Raw genomic sequence first — 19,661 nt, 5'->3', positions numbered from 1 at the left:
GCCGTCGTTCCCGCGAACGCGGGAGGCGACTTTTCAACAGCGGAACTGGACATCCATCTTGCCCGTCCACGACGCCCGACCATGAATTCCCGCGTTGGCCGGAACGATGGCGAAACGGTCAGGGCCATTCCGGATTTTTTCTTCAACAGGACAACCGCATGAACGAACCGACATCCGTGATCGCCCTCGATGGCATCCGCAAGGTGTTCCAGGCCGATGAGGTGGAAACCCACGCGCTGAGCGACGTGCATCTGGACATCGGCCGCGGCGAGTACGTCTCCATCTCCGGCCCTTCCGGCTGCGGCAAGACCACGCTGCTGTCGATCCTCGGCCTGCTCGATACCGCCAGCGCCGGCAGCTACGTGCTCAACGGCCACGACGTGGCTGCGCTCAACGCGGCCGAGCGCGCACGCATCCGCAACGCCGAGATCGGCTTCATCTTCCAGGCGTTCAACCTGATCGGCGACCTCAGCGTGCAGGAGAACGTCGAGCTGCCGCTGACCTATCGCAACGGCATCGGTGCTGCCGAACGGCGCGAGCGGGTGCAGGAAGCACTCGAGCGCGTCGGCATGGCGCACCGCATGCGGCATTACCCCGCGCAACTTTCCGGTGGCCAGCAGCAGCGCGTGGCGGTGGCCCGCGCGCTCGTCGGCAAGCCGGCGATCCTGCTCGCCGACGAGCCCACCGGCAACCTCGACTCGCGCAACGGCGAGGCCGTGATGGCGCTGCTCGACGAACTGCACAAGGGCGGCGCCACCATCTGCATGGTCACCCATGACGCCCGCTACGCCGAACTGGCCCGGCGCAAGATCCGCCTGTTCGACGGCCGCGTGGTCGACGAGGAAACCTACGACCGCCTGCGCCGCGAGGACGAGCGGCGGCTGGACACGCTGATCGGCGGCCGCGTGGAGGTCGATGCATGAACATCTGGCTGGCCGAGATCTGGCGTGCGTGGCGCGCGAGCCTGCGACGGCCAGGTTTCCTGCTGCTGGCGGCCGGCGTGCTGGCGCTGGGCATCGGCGCCAGCACGGCCGTGTTTGTGCTGATCGACGACGTGCTGCTGCAGCCCTTGCCTTATGCCGCACCCGAACGCCTGGTCGTGCTGGGGCCGCAACGCGATGGGCAACTGCTGGGCATCCTGTCACCCCGGGAGTACCAGCATGTGCAGTCCATCCGCGGTATTACTGCCATCGGCCTGATCAAGGGTGACCTGCAGGCGGTGAATGTGGCCGGCGACGGTGCGCCGGAGCAGATAAGCGCGTTCCTGGCCGATCGGGGCCTGCTCCCCGTGCTCGGTGTGCGGATGCGGCTGGGTCGCGGCTTCTCGGCGCAGGAAGATAGCCCGGGTGGACCGAAGGCGGTGATCCTCGCCGAAGGCTTCTGGCGCCGTCGTTACGGCGCGCAGCCCGTACTCGGCCGCACCCTGCGGGTCGAAGGCGTTGCGCGCACGATCGTGGGCGTGTTGCCGGCCAGTTTCGACCAGTTCGGCGCGGGCGACATCATGCTGCCGTTGGCGCTGGCGCCACATACCTACGACGACGGTGGCGACTTTTTCGCGATCGCGCGACTCGCCTCGGCAAGCGCGGCCGCAGTGGTGGACGCACAGGTAGATGCGGCCATGCGCGCGCTCTATGCCGATGCTTCCGGTCCGCAACGGGACTACCTCGACAAGGTGCGCTTCGGCAGCGTGCCGCTGAGGGCCGCGCTGCATCAGCAGCAGCGCCCCGCGATGATGCTGTTCCTGGCCAGCGCCCTGTGCGTGCTGCTGATCGCGCTGGTCAATCTGGGCAACCTGATGCTGTTGCGCACACTGTCGCGCCGGCACGACGCGATCGTGCGCCATGCGCTGGGCGCGCCGGCATGGCGCCTGGCGTTGCCGGCGTGCGCGGAAGGTATGCTGATTGGCGCGGGCGGTGCCATCGCCGGCCTGGGTCTGGCTGCGATCGGCCTGTCGTTGTTCAGCGGTTACGTGCCGGCCGAGTGGACCCTCGGCCAGTCGCTGCACAAGCCTTGGGCCGTGGCGCTGCTGGCGCTGGCGATCGCCGTGCCGGGTGCGCTCGCCGCCGCCGCGTTCGGTGCCTGGCGCGGGCTGGCCACGGCCTCGGTGCAGGAGGCGTTGCATGAAGGCGGCCGCAGTGCCAGTCGCCGCAGCGGACGCCTGGGCCGGGGGCTGGTGATCGCGCAGATGGTCCTGGCGACCTGCCTGATGTGCGGAGCGGGCCTGTTCCTGCATGCGCTCTACGACGCGGCGCGTACGCCGTTGGGTTTTGCCAGCGATCACATCCTCACCTTCGATCTGGCGCCGGTTCATGGCGACAACCCCCATGCTTCCGCCCGCGACCTGGTGCAACGACTGTTGCAAAGTCTCCACGCCCTACCGGGCGTGGACCGCGTCGCCGTCACCAATGGTCTGCCCGCGGGCGGGTTCGAGCAGCAGTTCAACATGGGCGGCATCCACCTCCCGGGACGCGGTTACCTGCATCCCAGCCCGCAGCTCCGGGGTGTCAGCAGCGAGTTCTTCTCCGTGTTCCACATGCCCGTGCGCGAGGGGCGTTCCTTCGATGCGACTGATGTGGCCGGTGCCGAGCCGGTCGCGATCGTGAACCAGACGCTGGCCGATCAGCAGTACGACGGCCATGCCGTAGGCAGGGAGATCGTCGTCAACGACTACAGCGGATACCCGGGCGGCAAGGCCATGGCCGACGATCCGACCATGCATCCGGTCACCGCACGCATCATCGGCGTGGTCGGCGACACGCGGCAGTTCGGTCCGCTGGACAGCTTGAAGCGCGGGTTTCTCTATCTCCCCCTGGCGCAGATGCCCGAGCACATCGTGCAGGTGTTCCGTTCCTTCCAGCCGCTGCGTTTCGCGCTGCGCGTGCACGGCGACCCCAACCGTTATCGCCAGGCCGTTCATGCGGCTGTCGCCGCCGTAGCGCCGGAACAACCGATTGCCACCGTGTCGACGATGGACGACATCGTGCGCGCCACAACCAGCGATACGCGCCGCGACCTGTTCCTGATCGGCCTGTTCGCCGTGGTGGCGCTGGGGCTCGCCGCGGCCGGCATGTATGCGGTGATGACCGTCGCCGTGGCCGCGCGTGCGCGCGAATTCGGCGTGCGCATGGCCTTGGGCGCACCACCGCTGGGCATGGTTCGCCTGGTGCTGCGCGGGGCCATCGCGCAGATCGCGATGGGCATGCTGCTGGGTGTGGGCCTCACGCTCGCACTGTCGCGGGTGCTCGGCGCGGCGATCGAGGAAATCGGCCGCAGCGTCTTCGACCCCTTAGCGCTGGCGGGCGTATGCGCGGTGCTCGCCCTGGCGGGCCTGCTCGCGTGCCTGATCCCTGCGGCGCGCGCGGCGCGCGTACCGCCGATGCGTGCCTTGCGCGGGGAGTAGGCAATGAATGCCACATCGGAAAGCCGGACTCATCGAGGCTTGCACATCGCTTTCGCTGGACATCACGCATGAACATCTGGCTTTCCGAAATCGGGCGCGCCTGGCGCGCCAGCCTGCGCCGCCCTGGCTTCCTTCTGCTGGCGGCTGGCGTGCTGGCGCTGGGCATCGGCGCCAGCGTGGCGGTGGTCACACTGATCGGCAACACCTTGTGGCGGCCGCTGCCGGTGCCGCAGCCGGAGCAACTGGCGGTGTTGGGCCAGTTGCACGACAACGGCCATCCCGGCGGCATCTCGCCGCACGAATACCAGTACCTGGACAAGCTCGGCGGCGTGACGTCGCTGGGCCTCGAACGGCCCGGTTCGACGGTGAACGTCGCCGGGGAAGGCGCGCCGGCGCAGGTGCCGGTGATCTATATCGACCGCGGCATGCTGCCCACGCTGGACCTGCAGCCGGTGCTGGGACGCAACTTCGACGCGCAGGAGGATCGTCCGGGCGGCCCGCCCGCCGTCATCCTCGGGCATGGTTTCTGGCAGCGCAGCTATGCCGGCGATACCCATGTCATCGGTCGCAGCCTGCGCGTGGAAGGCGTGCCGCGCACCATCGTCGGCGTGCTGCCGGCCGGCTTCAACACCGTGCTCGGCGCCGGCGACGTGGTGCTGCCGATGGCGCTGCCGCAAGCAAGCCGCGACTACAACCACAATGGCACCGTCGCGATCGCGCGGCTGGCGCGCGGCGCCGACCTCGCCGCGGTATCGGCACAGGTCGATGCGCGCGAGCGCGCGATGTATCGCGACATGGGCATGGGCGGCAACTGGCAGAAGCCGCGCTTCGGCGCGGAAGGACTGGCCTCGACCGTGCAGCAGGATGCGCGGCCGATGCTGCTGTTGTTCCTGGCCAGCGCGCTGCTGGTGCTGTTGATCGCGCTGGTCAACCTGACCAACCTGATGCTGCTGCGTGCGTTGTCGCGCAACCACGACGCCGCGGTGCGCAGCGCGTTGGGCGCATCGTGGCCGCGCCTTATGCTGCCGGCGCTGGGCGAAGGCTTGCTGGTGGGCGGCGTCGGCGCCCTGCTGGGCATGGCGCTTGCCGTGGTGGGCCTGGCCTTCCTGCAAGGCTTCATCCCTGCCGAATGGTTGTGGGGCGGCCAGCTGCGCATCGGCGCGGCGGCATGGGCGTCGGCGTTCGGCGTGGGCCTGCTGGGCGCGCTGTTGGCGGCGGTATTGGCGCTGTGGCGCAGCCGCAGTGCGACCACGGTGGACGAATTGCGCGAGGGCGGCCGCAGCGGTGCGGGCCTGCGCAGCGGTCGGCTGGGCCGCCTGCTGGTAGTGGCGCAGGTGGCGCTTGCGGCGGTGCTGTTGTGCGCGGCCGGCGTGTTCATGCACGGGCTCTACGATGCCTCGCAACTGCGGCTGGGTTTTTCCGCCGACCATGTGCTCACCTTCGAGTTGGCGCCGGTGCGCGCCGTCTATCCGGACGTGGCCGCGATAAATGTCCTGGCGCAGCGGCTGGTGCAGCGGCTGCAGGCGATACCCGGCGTCACCGATGCTGCGGTGACCACCAACTTGCCCGCCAGCAACGACTTGTACGGGCAACTCCAGACAAACCCGCGGACGCCGGACGGCAAGGAGTTCGTGGCGCAGTACCACGGCATCGGGCCGGGTTTCCTCAAGCTGTTCTTCATCCCCTTGCGTGACGGGCGCGACTTCAGGCGCGCCGACGCGGCCGGCAGCGAACGGGTCGTCATTGTCAGTCAGGATCTGGCCGACACGTATTACGGTGGTCGCGCGGTGGGCAAGATGATCGACGTGCCGCGTGAGGGTGACGGCGTATGGCCGCTGCGCATCGTCGGCGTGGTGGGTGCCACCTATCAGCGCGGGCCGCTGCAGCCACTGCAGCCGGTGCTGTACATACCGCTGGCGCAGATGCCCGATCCGTCGATGACGATCATCCGCGACATGGAGCCGCTGCGCTTCGCCTTGCGCGGACACGGCAACCCGATGGACGACTGGCAGGCCGGCGTGCGCGAGGCGCTGGCGCAGGTCGCGCCCGGGCAGCCCATCGCGAACGTACGCGCCATGCAAAGCATCGTGCGCCAGACCACGCAGAATGCCCGGCTCAGCCTGTGGCTGATCGGCTTGTTCGCCGCGCTGGCGCTGCTTCTGGCGGTGGCGGGCCTGTACGCCGTGATGGCGGTGGCGGTCGCCGCGCGCGAGCGCGAGTTCGGCGTGCGCATGGCCTTGGGCGCCGCGCCGCGGCGCTTGCTGGGCCTGGTATTGCGCGGCGGCTTGACCCAGATCGCGACGGGGCTGGCGATTGGCATGGCGATAGCGCTGGGCGCATCGCACGCCGTGGCTGTGCTGCTGATGACGCTGCTCGGCCGCAGCAACGCCTTCGATCCGGTGGTGGTGCTGGGCGTCTGCGCGGTGCTCGCCGCCGCCGGCCTGCTGGCCTGCCTGTTGCCGGCTTTGCGGGCAGGCCGGGTCCATCCGATGCGCGCGTTGCGCGGGGAATGAAAAATGCCTCCGTCGCGGCGCATCGTGTCGAAGGGCATCGCGGCTGAAGCCGCGGCCACAGGTATGCTTGAACGGACAAGGCTGGAACCATCGAACGGAACGACATGACGCGCGAATCGAACCCCACCGTGCTGCTCGCCGACGACCAGGCCGACGTGCGCGAGGCGCTGCGCCTTCTGCTGAAGTCCGAGGGCCTCGCCAGCGTCGGTGTGAACGGCCCGACCGCGGTGCTGGAGGCGGTACGCCAGCGCGATTTCCATTGCGCACTGATCGACCTCAACTACACCCGCGACACCACTTCGGGTGAAGAGGGTCTGGCGCTTCTCGACCAGCTGCGCCAGCACGCGCCGGAGTTGCCGGTGGTGGTGATGACGGCATGGGGCAACGTGCCGCTGGTGGTGGATGCGTTGCGCCGTGGCGCCGGTGATTTCATCGAGAAGCCGTGGGACAACGCGCGCCTGCTCAGCATCGTGCGCACCCAGATTGCGCTGGGCGAGGCTGCCCGCCGGCAGCGGCGGCTGGAGGCGGAGAACGCGCTGCTGCGCGGCGGCAGCGACGTGCTGATTGCCGAGTCGCCGGCAATGCGGCGGGTGATGGAGCTGGTGGCGCGGGTCGCGCCCAGCGACGCCAACGTGCTGGTGCTGGGCGAGAACGGCACCGGCAAGGGTGTCATCGCGCAGCAGCTGCATGCGCAGTCGCGCCGCGCGGCGAAGGCACTGGTCAAGGTCAACATGGGCGGCATCGCGGAAAACGTGTTCGAGTCGGAAATGTTCGGCCACGTGCGCGGCGCGTACACCGACGCGAAGAGCGAACGCATCGGCCGTTTCGAGCTGGCCGACGGCGGCACGCTGTTTCTCGATGAGGTCGGTAACGTGCCGCCGTCGCAGCAACCGAAATTGCTGCGCGTGCTGGAGGACGGCGAGTTCGAGCGGCTCGGTTCGTCGCGCACGCAGAACACCGACGTGCGGCTGGTCTCGGCGACCAATGCCGATCTCGCCGTCGAAGTGGAGGCGGGCCGCTTCCGCAAGGATCTGCTGTACCGGCTCAACACGCTGGAGATCCGCCTGCCGCCGCTGCGCGAGCGCAGCGCCGACATCCTGCCGTTGGCGCGCAGCTTCCTCGAACGCAGCGCCGCGCGCTATGGCCGCCACGATTTGCGGCTGGCGCCGTCGGCCGAGCGCGCGTTGCTGGCGTGGCGCTGGCCGGGCAACGTGCGCGAACTCGGTCACCTGATGGAGCGGGCTGCCTTGCTCGCCGAGCACGACCTGATCGGCGACTCGGCGCTGGCATTCGGTCCCGGTTCGACGGGAGCGGAATCCGCGCAGGACATCGACGGCATGACCATCGATCAGGCCGAGGCACACCTGGTGCGACGTGCGCTGGAACGTCATCACGGCAACCTGCAGCACGCCGCCGAGGCGCTTGGCATCACGCGGCAGACGTTGTACCGGCGTCTGGAAAAGCATTCACTGCGCGACCCCGCGGCCGACGATGCCGATTGATTCACGCCGTCGCGCCCGCATGCCGGCGTTCGAGCGCCGCGTGCTGATGGGTGCGTGGCTGGTGGCGTTGCCGGCGCTGGCCTGCGTGGCGGCGTTGCTGCTGCTGGGTGCTCCGGATCAGGCGCTGTGCTGGCTCCTGGCCATCGTCCTGATCGCAATCACCGCCCTGATCGCACGCTGGCAGCACCGCCGCGTGGTGTATCCGCTGTACACCCTGGCCGGCTTGCTGGAAGCGTTGCGCGAGGGCGACTACAGCATGCGCGGCGTGCAGGGCGGTGTGCTTGGCGACGCGATCTACGACGTCAACGCGCTGGCCGATCGGCTGCAGAAGGAGCGCCTGCAGTTCGAGGATTCCGCGCGCCTGCTCGGCAAGACGCTGGCCGCACTGGACAGCGCGGTGCTTGTCTTCGATCACGACGCGCGGCTGCGTCTGCTCAACCCGGCGGCGCAGCGTCTGCTGGCCGGTGACCCGCGCAACCTGATCGGGCAGCAGGCCAGCGAGCTTGCGCTCGACGCACTTCTGGCCGCACCGGGTGCGTGCGTCGTCAAGCACACGTTCCCCGGTCGCAGCGGCCGCTTCGATATCCGCCATGCTCCGCTGCGCAACGAGGGCCGCAGCGGCCAGTTGCTGGTGATCAATGACGTCGGCCGCGTGCTGCGCGAAGAAGAGCGTCAAGCCTGGCAGCGCCTGCTGCGCGTGCTCGGCCACGAGGTCAACAACTCGCTGGCTTCGATCCACTCGCTGGCCGGCACGCTGACCGCCGTGATCGCACGCGAGCCGTTGGCCGATGACTGGCGCGAGGATGCGCGCAGCGGCCTGCAGGTCATCGGCAATCGCGCCGAATCGCTGGCCCGCTTCCTTGCCGGCTACAGCCGGCTTGCCGCGCTGCCGACGCCGCAGAAGCGCGAGCTTGATCTGGCCGCACTGGTGCAGACGGTGGCGCGGCTGGAGCAGCGCATGGACGTGCACGTGGAGGCAAACGCGCCGCTGCCGGTGCAGGCTGATCCCGATCAGCTCGAACAGGCTCTGATCAACCTGTTGCGCAACGCCGTCGAAGCAAGCTCGATGACTGGCGGGCGGGTCGTGACGCGTTGGCGCGCCGAGGGCGAGCGGGCAGTGATCGAAATACTCGACGATGGCCCCGGCCTTCCCGGCAGCGACAATCTGTTCGTACCGTTCTTCACCACCAAGCCGGGCGGTTCAGGCATCGGCCTCGCGCTGGTTCGGCAGATCGCCGAAGCCCACGAAGGCGGCGTCAGCCTTTCCGCGCGCAGCGACGCACCCGGCGTCATCGCGCAACTGTGGCTGCCGATGGAGGTTTGAGGCCCGCATGCAGCGCGGCGATGCGCTGGTCGCGCGGCAACCGCTTCCATGCAATCTCCAGACGCAGTGCGTCCCCGTGGCCGGCAACCCATACCCAGCCCAGCAAGCGGCGCGGCGGATTGGAGCGGGTGAAGCGTGCCCCCTTGCCGGCCAGGTGCTTCGCGTAGCGTTGTTCGGGATCGCGGGCGATGCCGGTGTAGACGCGGCCATCGGCGCATTCCAGCAGATACACGGCCCAGGCATCGGCGCCGGGTGCGGCGCTCATCCGCTCAGGCCCATTCGACCAGACCCTCGGCGTCGCACAGTTGTTTCCATGAACGGCGCGATTTCAGCCGGGTGGCCAGTTCGGCGAGGTGCGGCCAGTTCGTTGCCGGGCGCGGCATGTTGCGCGACCAGCGCATCAGCATCAACGCGTACAGGTCGACCACGCTGAAGCTTTCGCCGAGCAGATACGGGCCATGCGTGGCGAGGTGCGCGTTCAGGCGCGACCAGCCCGCCTCGATGCCGATGCGGGCGGCTTCCTTGATGTTGTCGGCAGCGGCGGGGAGATGGTCGCCCGGATAGAACCACTGCCGGAACAGCGGCTGCTGCGAGTTGGCCAGGCACAACATCCACTGCAGGTAATCCGCCCGCCCCGGATCGCCCGGCGCCGGCGCCAACGCCGCATCCGGATGCCGCTCCAGCAGCAACATCGCCAGCGCGGCGGCTTCGCCGTGAGGCACGCCATCGATCACCAGGGTGGGCACCACACCGTTCGGATTCAACGCAAGATAGGCCGCGCTGCGCTGCTCGCCGGCGTCGAGGTCCACCCGTACGAGCGTGCAGGGCGCGCCGCATTCCAGCAGCACCAGATGCACCAGCATGTTGGCCGAACCGGGGCTGTAGTACAGCGTGTACATGGTGATCATCCGCGGGTTGATGCGCGGATCATACGCCGCGTCGCCGCGCGCTATCACACGTCCAGTTCGGACCAGCGTGCGTAGGCACTGTCGAGCTCGGCCTGCAAGGCCGCCAGCTCTTCGTTCGCCTTGACGAGGGCGGCGCTGCCCTGCTGGAAGAACGCCGGATCGTTCATTGCCGCGGTGCGGCTACCGATCTCGCCTTCCAGTTGCTCGATGCGCTTGGGCAGTTGCTCCAGTTCGTGCTGTTCCTTGAAGCTGAGCTTGCGCCTGGAGGCCACCGCTGCGGCCGCGACGGCGGGGGCGGATGCTGCAGGTTTGCCCGCGGTCGACGCACGCGCACCCGGCCGCTGGCGCAACCAGTCGGTATAGCCACCCACGTACTCGCCCACCTGGCCATCGCCCTCCAGCACCAGGGTGCTGGTGACCACGTTGTCGAGGAACGCGCGATCGTGCGAAACCAGCAGCAGCGTGCCCTGATAGTCGGTCAGCAGCTCTTCCAGCAGCTCCAGCGTTTCGACGTCCAGATCGTTGGTCGGCTCATCCATCACCAGCAGGTTGGACGGCTGCGCGAAGAGTTTGGCCAGCAGCAGGCGGTTGCGCTCGCCACCGGACAATCGGGTGATCGGCGCGCGCGCGCGTTCGGGCGAGAACAGGAAATCCTGCAGGTAGCCGATGATGTGCTTGCGCTGGCCGTTGAGCTCGATGAATTCGCGGCCCTCGGCCACGTTGTCCACCGCGCTGAGGCGGTTGTCGAGCTGCAGGCGATGCTGGTCGAAGTAGGCGATCTGGATGCCGGTGCCGATCTCCGCCGTGCCGCGTTGCGGTTTCAGTTCGCCCAGCATGATCTTCAACAGCGTGCTCTTGCCGGCGCCGTTCGGGCCGATGATGCCGATGCGGTCGCCGCGCATGATGGTGGTGGTCAGGTCATCGATCAGCACGCGCCCGCCATAGGCCTGGTGCACGTGCTGCAGGTCGATCACCTTCTTGCCCGACGCCTGCGCACTGGCCGCAGTCATCCTGACGTTGCCGCCAAGATTGCGCCGTTCGGCGCGCTCGTTGCGCAACGCCTTCAGCGCGCGCACGCGGCCTTCATTGCGGGTGCGCCGGGCCTTGATGCCCTGGCGGATCCACACTTCCTCCTGCGCCAGCTTCTTGTCGAACAGCGCGTTCGCCTGCGCCTCGGCGTGCAGGCGTTCCTCGCGCCGGCGCAGGTAGTTGTCATAGTCGCCCGGCCAGTCGGTGAGCGCGCCGCGATCGATCTCGACGATGCGCGTGGCCAGCGCGCGCAGGAAGCTGCGGTCATGGGTGACGAACAGGATGCTGCCGGGGAACTGCTTGAGGAAGCTTTCCAGCCAGCCGATCGCCTCGATGTCGAGATGGTTGGTCGGCTCGTCCAGCAGCAGCACGTCGGGCTTGCGCACCAGCGCCTGCGCCAGCAGCACGCGGCGCTTCATGCCGCCGGACAAGGCGGCGAAGTCGGTATCGCCGGGCAGCTCCAGCTGGGTCAGCACCTCGTCGACGCGCCGGTCCAGATCCCAGCCGTGCTGCGCTTCGATCTGATGCTGCACGTCGCCCAGCGCCTCGAAATCGGCCGGCGTGTGCAGCTCGTGCAGCAGATGGTGGTAGCGCGCCAGCAGCCGGCCAAGATCGCCCAATCCTTCGGCCACCACGTCGAACACGCTGCCGGCGGTGTCCTGCGGCACTTCCTGCGCCATCCGCGCGACCACGATGCCGTTCTGGATGCGCACCTCGCCATCGTCGGCATGCAGCTCGCCGGCGATCAACTTCATCAGGGTGGACTTGCCTTCGCCGTTGCGGCCGACGATGCAGACACGCTCGTTCGCCTCGATCGACAGATCGACATGTTCGAGCAGGAGTGGGCCGCCGATGCTGAAATCGACGTGTTGCAATTGGATAAGGGACATCCTCCTATTGTAGCTGGTGCCGCCTTGAAAGCCTGTTTTCGGACAGACGAGCGGTTTGAAAGAAAGAGAGCGCGGGGGAAAATCGGTCCAGATGCAGTTACGCCAGGCGATCGGCGCATGAAGGTCGCAAGGCCCCTGCGATGACCGTCTTGCGCTGCACGGCCAAACTTCTCAAGGCGATGAAAGCCAGACCGGTGGTCGAGCCTGCGCCGGGCGGCAAAGTCGAACAAGGACCCACGCCAGAGCGCGGCGCTGTTCGCGTATCACCAGCAGGGTTCCGACTGGGCGGCGCGTGAAGCGTGGAGCGATCTGCTGTCGCGCGGGCCGGGCTGGAAGACGCGCGCTTTGCGTGGGCTGACCGCTGTCGACAAGCTTGCGCCGGAACTCGCCGTGCGCGGTTGGCTTGAATCCGCCAACCAAAAGCAGGGCCGCTGAGCAAACCATTCGACGGCAACGAAAAACGGGCCGCACAAGGCGGCCCGTTTCGTTTGCAGCGTGCAATGCCGGCTTATTTCAGCTTCGCATCCTTGCGCAGTGCCTCGGCGCGGTCGGTCTTCTCCCACGAGAACGTGGTGTAGGACTTGCCGTTGGCATCCTTGACCAGCTGCGGGGTGCGCCCGAAGTGGCCGTAGCTGGCGGTCTGCTGGTACATCGGATGGATCAGGTCGAGCATCTGCAGGATGCCGTACGGGCGCAGGTCGAAGTGCTTGCGGATCAGCTTCTCGATCTTCTCGTCGCTGATCTTGCCGGTGCCGAACGTGGTGACCGAGATCGAGGTCGGATGGGCCACGCCGATCGCATAGCTCACCTGGACCTCGCAGCGGTCGGCGATGCCGGCAGCCACGATGTTCTTGGCCACGTAGCGCGCGGCGTAGGCGGCCGAGCGGTCGACTTTCGACGGGTCCTTGCCGGAGAACGCGCCGCCGCCGTGACGGGCCCAGCCGCCGTAGGTGTCCACGATGATCTTGCGGCCGGTCAGGCCGCAGTCGCCCACCGGTCCGCCGATCACGAACTTGCCGGTCGGGTTGATGTGGAACTTGGTGCCCTTGTGCAGCCACTTGGCCGGCAGCACCGGCTTGAGGATGTGCTCGCGCACGGCCTCGATCAGGTCTTTCTGCTTCACGCTCGGATCGTGCTGGGTCGACAGCACCACCGCGTCGATCGCGGTGGCCACGCCGTTCTCGTAGCGCAGGGTGACCTGGCTCTTGGCGTCCGGGCGCAGCCACGGCAGCGGCGAGTTCTTCTTCTTGCGCACCTTGGCCTGCTGCTCGACCAGGCGGTGCGAGTAGTAGATCGCCGCCGGCATCATGTCCTTCGTCTCGTTCGTCGCATAGCCGAACATCAGGCCCTGGTCGCCGGCACCCTGGTCTTCCGGGTTCTTGCGGTCCACGCCCTGGTTGATGTCCGGCGACTGCTTGCCGATCAGGTTGAGCACGCCGCAGGTCTCGCCGTCGAAGCCGACTTCGCTGGAGTTGTAGCCGATGTCGACGATCACCTTGCGGGTCAGCGCCTCCAGGTCGATCCACGCACTCGTGGTGACTTCGCCGGCGACGATCGCCACGCCGGTCTTGACCATCGTCTCGCAAGCGACACGGGCGCGCGGGTCCTGCACGAGGATCGCGTCGAGCACGGCATCGGAGATCTGGTCGGCGACCTTGTCCGGATGGCCTTCGGAGACCGATTCGGAGGTGAACAGGTAGTTGGACATCGCGGTTTATATCCCTTTGTGCGGATAGAAAGATAAATGAAGTCGGGCATGATACATGGCCGGGTCCGGTTTTGCAGCCTGGGGGTCGATCAGCCTGCCGGCGGGTTGCCGGGTGTTCAGCCGTTTGGATGGCTATTCAGTTTCGCCATCGCGCAGGCGACGGGTCGCTCAGGCGGCCAGTCGCCCGCCGGCGGCCAGCGCCGCGAAGTAGTCGCGGGTCAGCCGCAGCTGCATGTCGGCCGACTCGGCGCGGTTCACCACGTGGCGGAACGCCGCGTTTTCCGGGCGATCCTTGGCATACCAGCCCAGATGCTTGCGCGCGATGCGCACGCCGGCCAGTTCACCGTAGAACGCGTACAGATGTTCAAGGTGGCCGAGCAGGATGGCGCCTACCTCCTCGGCGGACGGCTCGGGCAGCAGCTCGCCGGTGGCGAGGTAGTGCGAGATCTCGCGGAAGATCCACGGCCGGCCCTGCGCGCCACGGCCCACCATCACCGCGTCGGCGCCGGTCAGCTCCAGCACGCGCCGGGCCTGCTGTGGCGTGTCGACGTCGCCGTTGGCCAACACCGGAATGCGTATGGACGTCTTTACGGCTGCAATGGTGGCGTATTCCGCTTCGCCTTCGTACTTGTCGGCGCGGGTGCGGCCATGCACGGCCAGCGCGGCGATGCCGTTGTCCTCGGCGATGCGCGCGATGTTCAGCGCGTTGCGGTTGTCGCGGTTCCAGCCGGTGCGGATCTTCAGCGTCACCGGCACCTCCACCGCGTCGACCACTGCCTTGACGATGCGCGCCACCAGCGGCTCGTCCTGCAGCAGGGCGGAGCCGGACCACACGTTGCACACCTTCTTGGCCGGGCAACCCATGTTGATGTCGATGATCTGCGCGCCGTTGGCCACGTTGAAACGGGCCGCCTCGGCCAGCATCGCCGGGTCGTAGCCGGCGATCTGCACGCTGACCGGCTCGGGCTCGCCGTCGTGGTCCATGCGCTGCAGCGACTTGCGCGTATGCCACAGCCGCGGGTCGGCGTTGGTCATTTCCGACACGGCCAGGCCCGCACCCAGCCGCTTGCACAGCAGGCGGAACGGCTTGTCGGTGACGCCGGCCATCGGCGCGAGCACCACGGGCGGGTCGATCAGGTAGGGGCCGATGCGCATCCGGCCATTGTAGCGGCAGCACCCGGGCGGCGATGTGGTGCGCGGCGGCGGGTCTTTGCTTGCCCCGCGGCATGCCGCAGAATGGAAGGTGTTCGTGCACGCCAGGGGATGGCCGCCATGCGGGGCATGCTGCTTATCTGTTTGTGCCTGCTGGCGCTGCCAGGGCATGCACGCGTTGTCGTACCCGAGCGCGATGCGCTGCGCTATCGCACCGAGTCCGATCCGCATGGCCTGATTACGGACATGCGCCAGCAGCTCGACCACCTGGGCGATGGCGCCTCGCCCGCGCGAGAACGCGACCTGCTGTGGCTGATGGGTACCGCTGCGGTCAACGTCAACGACGACACCGCGCTGACCGAGGCCGTGCTGCGGCTGGACAGCCTGGCAAGCGCGCAGAACTTCTCCCTGGCCGCCGCATCGGCCGGCTTCCTGCGTTCGCGCCAGCTGATCGCCACCGGCATCGGCGACGGCATCAGCGAGGCGCTGCGCGCGGCCGCGAAAGTGCAGAACGACAGCAATCCCGTCGTCCGCGCCTGGGCCAGTTACAACCTGTGCGACGCCTATGCCATGAGCGACAAGGCGCGCAGCGCGCTGTCGCTGTGCGAGAAGGCGCAGGACGCCTATCGCGAACTGGGCGACACCTGGGGCCTGGCCCAGGCCGAAAACGACCAGGGCATCAACTTCGCCAACCTGGATCAGGCGGATAACGCGATCGAGCTTTACCAGCGTTCGCGCCAGCACTTCGCCAGCATCGGCATGGACCAGCTGGTGGTGATGGTCGGCGACAACATGGCGCGCATGTACCTGAAAACCGGCCGCGTCCGCGAGGCGCTCGCGCTGTCGCAGGCCTCGCTGGCGCAGGAGCTGGCCACCGGCCGGGTCAGCGACGCGCTGGTCTCGCGCGCCAACATCGCCACCGACTACGCCGCCCTCGGCCAGCCGGCGCTGGCGCTGTCCACCATCAGCATCGCCGTCACCGACGCCCGCGCCGCCGGCATGGACGGCCTGCTGCCGGACCTGCTGGCGCGGCGCAGCCAGATGAACGAGCGGGCCGGTCATTCCGCGCAGGCGCTGGTCGACGCGCGCGAAGCGATCCGCCTGCTGACCGAGCACAATGCCAAGGCGCTGCGTGCGGACGAGGCGGCGCTGGAAACCCGCTATGCCGGCCGCGAGAGGGAGCTGCGCATCCAGACCCTGGAGCACCAGAACCGGCTGCAGGACCTCGCGCTCAAGACCGCCCGTGCACAAGCCGCCGAGCGCACCGAAGCGCAACAGCACCAGGCCCTGATCGGCATGGTGGTCAAGGGCGTGAGCGTGGCGCTGATCCTGATCACCGGGCTGCTGTATCTGCTGCTGCGCGCCCAGCGCCGCCATGCGGCGGAACTGCGCATCCAGACCCTGCGCGATCCGCTGACCGGCATCGAAAACCGGCGCGCCTTCATGCAGCGCGCCATGGCCCTGCTGGGTGTCGGCCATGCACCGCGTCAACCGCACGTACTGATGCTGATCGACTTCGATCACTTCAAGCAGGTCAACGACAGCGCCGGCCATCCGCAAGGCGATCGGGTGCTGTCGCTGGTCACCGGATACCTGAATCATGCCGTGGCCGCGACGGGTCACGTGGCGCGCATCGGCGGCGAGGAGTTCGCGGTGCTGTGCCCCAGGCTTGGCGCCGAGGCCGGTCTGCGCCTGGCCGAAACCTTGCGCGTGGGCGTGGCCGCGCTGCCCCTGCCGGCCACGGTGCCGCTGGACCACATCACGGTGAGCATCGGCATGGCCGTGTTCGACGGCAGCCAGTGCCATGACCTCAGCAGCTGGATGAAGGCCGCCGACGCGGCGCTGTACTCGGCCAAATCGTTTGGCCGAAACCGCGTGGTGGCCAGCACGGTGCTGCACTGAGCCACGGGCCGCCACGCACGCACGGTTGCCCTGCCGGCGGTGCGCGGCGCGCGCTCGTGATCAGTTGCGCCGGCGCGTGCGTGCGCGCCAGAACAAGAACCCGGTCATCACGAAGAACAGCGGCAACAGCCCGGCAAACGCCACCGCCAGCTGCCATGCCCGCCCGCCGACGCGGCCGGCGTGCAGCGGATAGATCGCATCGTTGATGCGCGTGCCGGTGCCGCCGCGGGTGGCGTCGTCGCTGGCCAGCACGCTCGCCGTGTACGGATTCAGCCAGATCGTGCTGCGCCCCACCGGATGCCATTCGCCGCGCGCCTGCGCGCGGATCACCACCTGCGCATTGCGCGCGTCCGGCAGCGTCACCCGGTGCAGCGCCGCGCCCGGCATGGCGCGTTGCGCGGCCATCAGCACGGCGTTCCAGTCGATCGGCACGGCGCGTGTCGCCAGCGCGGTCGGCGCCGGTGTCTTTGCCGGGTCGCCAAACGCATTGCGCAGCACCTGTGCAGTGCCGGCACCGTAGATCATCAAGGTGCCGGTCAGGCTCGCCAGCACCAGCAGCGGCAGGCTGAGGATGCCGGCGCCACGATGCCAGCTGGCCCAGCGCCGGGTCGGCGGCTGCGCGTGCGGACGCAGGCTGGCCAGCAGATGGCGCCGCCCCGGCCACCACAGCAACGGGCCGGATACCAGCAGGAACAGCGCCAGCCCGCCGACCACGCCCAGCACCTGCTCGCCGCGTTTGCCGGCCAGCAGGTGGGTATGCCAGTAGTGCAGGAACTGCAAGGTGTCGCCGTTGCGCGAGCGCGTCAGCAGCAGGCTGCCATCGGCCGGATCCAGGTAGCGCCGCGTGCCGTCCCTGAAATACAGCTGCCACACCGGCAGCTCGGCCAGCGGCAGGTCCGCCGCGCGCAGGCCGCGCGGCTGCCACTCGGCGGCGATGCGCGTCAGCACCGCCGCGCGTTGCGCGGCGTCGGGCAGGGCATGCGCGGCGAGTTGCGGATAGGCCGCACGCAGCCACGGCTGCTGGAACGCAAGCACGCTGCCGCTCAACGCGATCAGCGCATACACCAGGCCGACGCTCAGCCCCAGCCACAGGTGCAGGCGCTGCATCCATTGCCGCACGCGTCCGCGCAGTCGCCACGGTGGCTGTGCCAGCAAGGATGTGGCGGGCGTGCTCAAAACACTTGCTGCCAGGTCAGCGAGAGCACGCGGCCACGGCCGGCGAAGTACGAGTCGTTGTCGCCGATGGTCTGCGAGATGTAGTTGATGAACTGCGTATTGGCCAGATTCTGCGCGCCGAGCGTCCAGTCGCCGGTGGCATCGGTGTGCCACTTCACGTAGGCGTCGGCGGTGCTGTAGCCGTCGAAGTGCGCGCTGCGCCGGCCCAGCGTGGCGAAGTCGCGGCTGTAGGCATGGCTCAGCTGCAGATAGCTCGACAGCGCGTCGTTCCAGCGCTGCGTCCACGACAGGTTGAGCCGGTTCGGCGCGATGTTCGCGCCGTCGAGATCGGAGTCGACCTGGCCGTCGCCGTTGCGGTCGGAGCGGCCACGATTGATCGCGAACGACGCGTTGAGCAGGGCGCCGTCGACCGGCTGCCAGTTCGCGCGTGCCTCCCAGCCGCTGATCGCCACGCGTTGGCGCATCACGTTGTAGACCTGGTTGGGCGCGTCGAACACCAGCACCGAGCCGAGCTTGGAGCGCGAGGTGTAGTAGCTCACCCGCGCGCCGTAACGGTCGCCGCTGTAATCGACACCCAGTTCGCGGTTGTCCGACACCACCGGCTTCAGGCCGAGGAAGCCGGCCACGTCCTGGCCGGGCTTGTTGATGCCCCGAAGCACGCGACCCACGTCGGGCAGGGTGTAGCCCTCGGCGTAGCTGGCGAACAGGTTGAGCTGGCTGGTGAGATACCAGACCGCGCCAAAGTTCGGCAGCGTCTTCCTGAAACCGGTCGAGCCGCCCTGCACGGTGACCCCGTTGTACGCCGCCAGCGTCTGGAAGGTCGGTACCTCGAGCGTGCCGTGCTCCTGGCGCAATCCACCGGACAGCGACACCGATTGCAGCGGCCAGTATTCGCCCTGCAGGAACGGCGCCCAGCCGGTGTAGGTGCTGTCGGGAACCCAGTGGCGGCCGGTATGGGTCAGTGCCTGATAGGTGGTGTCGCGATAGCCGTCGGCACCGGCCAGCACGGTCAGCTTGCCCTCGAGCAGGCCGCGTTTGGACCACGACAGCCGCGCGCCGTCCTTGGTCGACACGTTCTGCGACTGGTCGAACAGGTTCGGGCCGTAGGCGGGGTCCTGGAAAGTGGCGAAGCGGCCGCCGCCGAACAGTTCGCGGTTCTTCTGGTGGTAGAGCTGCGCGCGCAGCTCGCCGCCGGCCAGCGCGGGGTCGCGGTAGTCGAGGCTGCTGGTCAGCACGCGGTTGCGCGGCGCATCGCCGGGCTGTTTGCCGCGCGTCGAGGTGGTCGGCAGGTTGGCGTCCCGGTCGCCCGGCACCGCGGTGTAGTCGCCGTTGCCGTCGAGGTCGAAGCGATTGACGGTCAACTGCAGGTGCCGTGCGCCGGCGAACTCGTAGCCGAACTTGGCGAAGCCGTCGCTGCTTTTCGAATCCATCAGGTCGCCCTGGGTGCCGTCGACGCCGATCAGCCGCCCCTTCGCGTCCGAATACATGCCGCGCTGGCGCCACGACGCGCCCACGACCATGTCGAACGCGCCGCTGCGCGCGCCCAGCAGGTAAGCCGCGCCATAACCCAGGCCGTCGCCGCCGCGGGTCGGCGCGCTGGTGTCGACGGTGACTTCCTGGCGCACGCCGTCCTGCTTCGGCGCCTGCCTGGTGATGATGTTGATGATGCCGCCGGCCGCGCCCAGGCCCTGCATCGCGTTGGAGCCTTCCACGATCTCGATGCGCTCGATCATCGCCGGGTCGATCGTGTAGCCATCGCGCGAGCCGTTGCGCAGCGGGCTGGATTGCGGCACGCCGTCGATCATGTAGAGCGGGTTGCGTCCGCGCAGGGTCTGGCCGCGGGTGCTGAGCTTCTGCGTCGATGGCGAGAACGAGGGCACCAGGTTGCCGATGGCGTCGCCCAGGTCCGGCGTCAGCGCCAGCTGCTGGCGCAGGTCCTCATGCGTGATCACGGTGATCGTGGTGGGCAGGGCGCCCTGGCTCTGCGGCATGCGCAGCGTGCTGGCGGATACCTCGACCCGCTTCAGCGCAACAGCATCCTGCGGGTCCGCGGCGTGGGCGACACCGGCGAGCGCGAGCGCGCAGGCAAAAGCGAGTGGGCGAACGGAAAACGACATGCGGGGCCTCCTGTAGGGACCCGCATCTTAAATGATAATG

Annotated in this window: 13 protein-coding genes; 6 read left to right on the top strand and 7 right to left on the bottom strand. The window is 68.4% G+C overall.

The window, feature by feature from the left end; genetic code table 11:
• Positions 1-158 precede the first annotated feature (158 nt).
• From ACFPME_RS12225 to ACFPME_RS12205, 5 genes are all read left to right on the top strand, one after another.
• On the top strand, positions 159-923 hold the full coding sequence (locus ACFPME_RS12225) for an ABC transporter ATP-binding protein (RefSeq protein WP_377305672.1): 765 nt from the start codon (positions 159-161) through the stop codon (positions 921-923).
• A complete protein-coding gene (locus tag ACFPME_RS12220; protein WP_377305670.1) occupies positions 920-3,400 on the top strand; it encodes an ABC transporter permease in 2,481 nt (826 codons plus the stop codon). The genes ACFPME_RS12225 and ACFPME_RS12220 overlap by 4 nt, the downstream gene beginning before the upstream one ends.
• A 68-nt stretch (positions 3,401-3,468) precedes the next feature.
• Positions 3,469-5,913, top strand: coding sequence for an ADOP family duplicated permease (locus tag ACFPME_RS12215; RefSeq protein ID WP_377305668.1), 2,445 nt, complete (start codon positions 3,469-3,471; stop codon positions 5,911-5,913).
• A 104-nt stretch (positions 5,914-6,017) separates the two neighbouring features.
• Positions 6,018-7,415 (top strand): sigma-54-dependent transcriptional regulator, encoded by a 1,398-nt coding sequence (locus ACFPME_RS12210; protein WP_377305666.1) that lies wholly within the window; start codon positions 6,018-6,020, stop codon positions 7,413-7,415.
• On the top strand, positions 7,405-8,739 hold the full coding sequence (locus ACFPME_RS12205) for a sensor histidine kinase (protein WP_377305664.1): 1,335 nt from the start codon (positions 7,405-7,407) through the stop codon (positions 8,737-8,739). The genes ACFPME_RS12210 and ACFPME_RS12205 overlap by 11 nt, the downstream gene beginning before the upstream one ends.
• Here ACFPME_RS12205 and ACFPME_RS12200 read toward each other — a convergent pair.
• The 5 genes from ACFPME_RS12200 to dusB form a co-directional block, all read right to left on the bottom strand.
• A complete protein-coding gene (locus tag ACFPME_RS12200; RefSeq protein WP_377305662.1) occupies positions 8,705-9,004 on the bottom strand; it encodes a GIY-YIG nuclease family protein in 300 nt (99 codons plus the stop codon). The two genes, ACFPME_RS12205 and ACFPME_RS12200, sit on opposite strands and share 35 nt — an antisense overlap.
• A 4-nt stretch (positions 9,005-9,008) precedes the next feature.
• Positions 9,009-9,638: a glutathione S-transferase family protein gene (locus ACFPME_RS12195; RefSeq protein ID WP_377305659.1), complete on the bottom strand. Its 630-nt coding sequence runs from the start codon at positions 9,636-9,638 to the stop codon at positions 9,009-9,011.
• A gap of 53 nt (positions 9,639-9,691) precedes the next feature.
• The gene (locus ACFPME_RS12190) at positions 9,692-11,566 is read right to left on the bottom strand and encodes an ATP-binding cassette domain-containing protein (protein ID WP_377305657.1); all 1,875 of its coding nucleotides are present in this window, start codon (positions 11,564-11,566) and stop codon (positions 9,692-9,694) included.
• A gap of 508 nt (positions 11,567-12,074) precedes the next feature.
• The gene (metK, locus tag ACFPME_RS12185; protein ID WP_377305655.1) at positions 12,075-13,274 is read right to left on the bottom strand and encodes a methionine adenosyltransferase; all 1,200 of its coding nucleotides are present in this window, start codon (positions 13,272-13,274) and stop codon (positions 12,075-12,077) included.
• A 168-nt stretch (positions 13,275-13,442) separates the two neighbouring features.
• Entirely contained in the window at positions 13,443-14,429 is a 987-nt protein-coding gene (dusB, locus tag ACFPME_RS12180; protein ID WP_377305653.1) for a tRNA dihydrouridine synthase DusB, read from the bottom strand.
• A 126-nt stretch (positions 14,430-14,555) separates the two neighbouring features.
• Between dusB and ACFPME_RS12175 the strand changes: the two genes are divergently transcribed.
• Positions 14,556-16,328, top strand: a complete 1,773-nt coding sequence (locus tag ACFPME_RS12175; RefSeq protein ID WP_377305651.1) for a tetratricopeptide repeat-containing diguanylate cyclase — start codon at positions 14,556-14,558, stop codon at positions 16,326-16,328.
• Positions 16,329-16,388: 60 nt separating this feature from the next.
• On the opposite strand, the gene ACFPME_RS12170 is transcribed toward ACFPME_RS12175, so the two are convergent.
• Complete coding sequence (locus ACFPME_RS12170; RefSeq protein WP_377305649.1) at positions 16,389-17,504, bottom strand: PepSY-associated TM helix domain-containing protein; 1,116 nt, start codon at positions 17,502-17,504, stop codon at positions 16,389-16,391.
• On the bottom strand, positions 17,501-19,621 hold the full coding sequence (locus ACFPME_RS12165; RefSeq protein WP_377305647.1) for a TonB-dependent receptor: 2,121 nt from the start codon (positions 19,619-19,621) through the stop codon (positions 17,501-17,503). Before ACFPME_RS12165 ends, ACFPME_RS12170 begins: the two co-directional genes overlap by 4 nt.
• Positions 19,622-19,661 lie beyond the last annotated feature (40 nt).

The organism is Rhodanobacter umsongensis, from assembly GCF_042654965.1.
Classification (GTDB): Bacteria; Pseudomonadota; Gammaproteobacteria; order Xanthomonadales; family Rhodanobacteraceae; genus Rhodanobacter; species Rhodanobacter umsongensis.
This window is presented reverse-complemented; position numbering and strand designations above follow the sequence as displayed.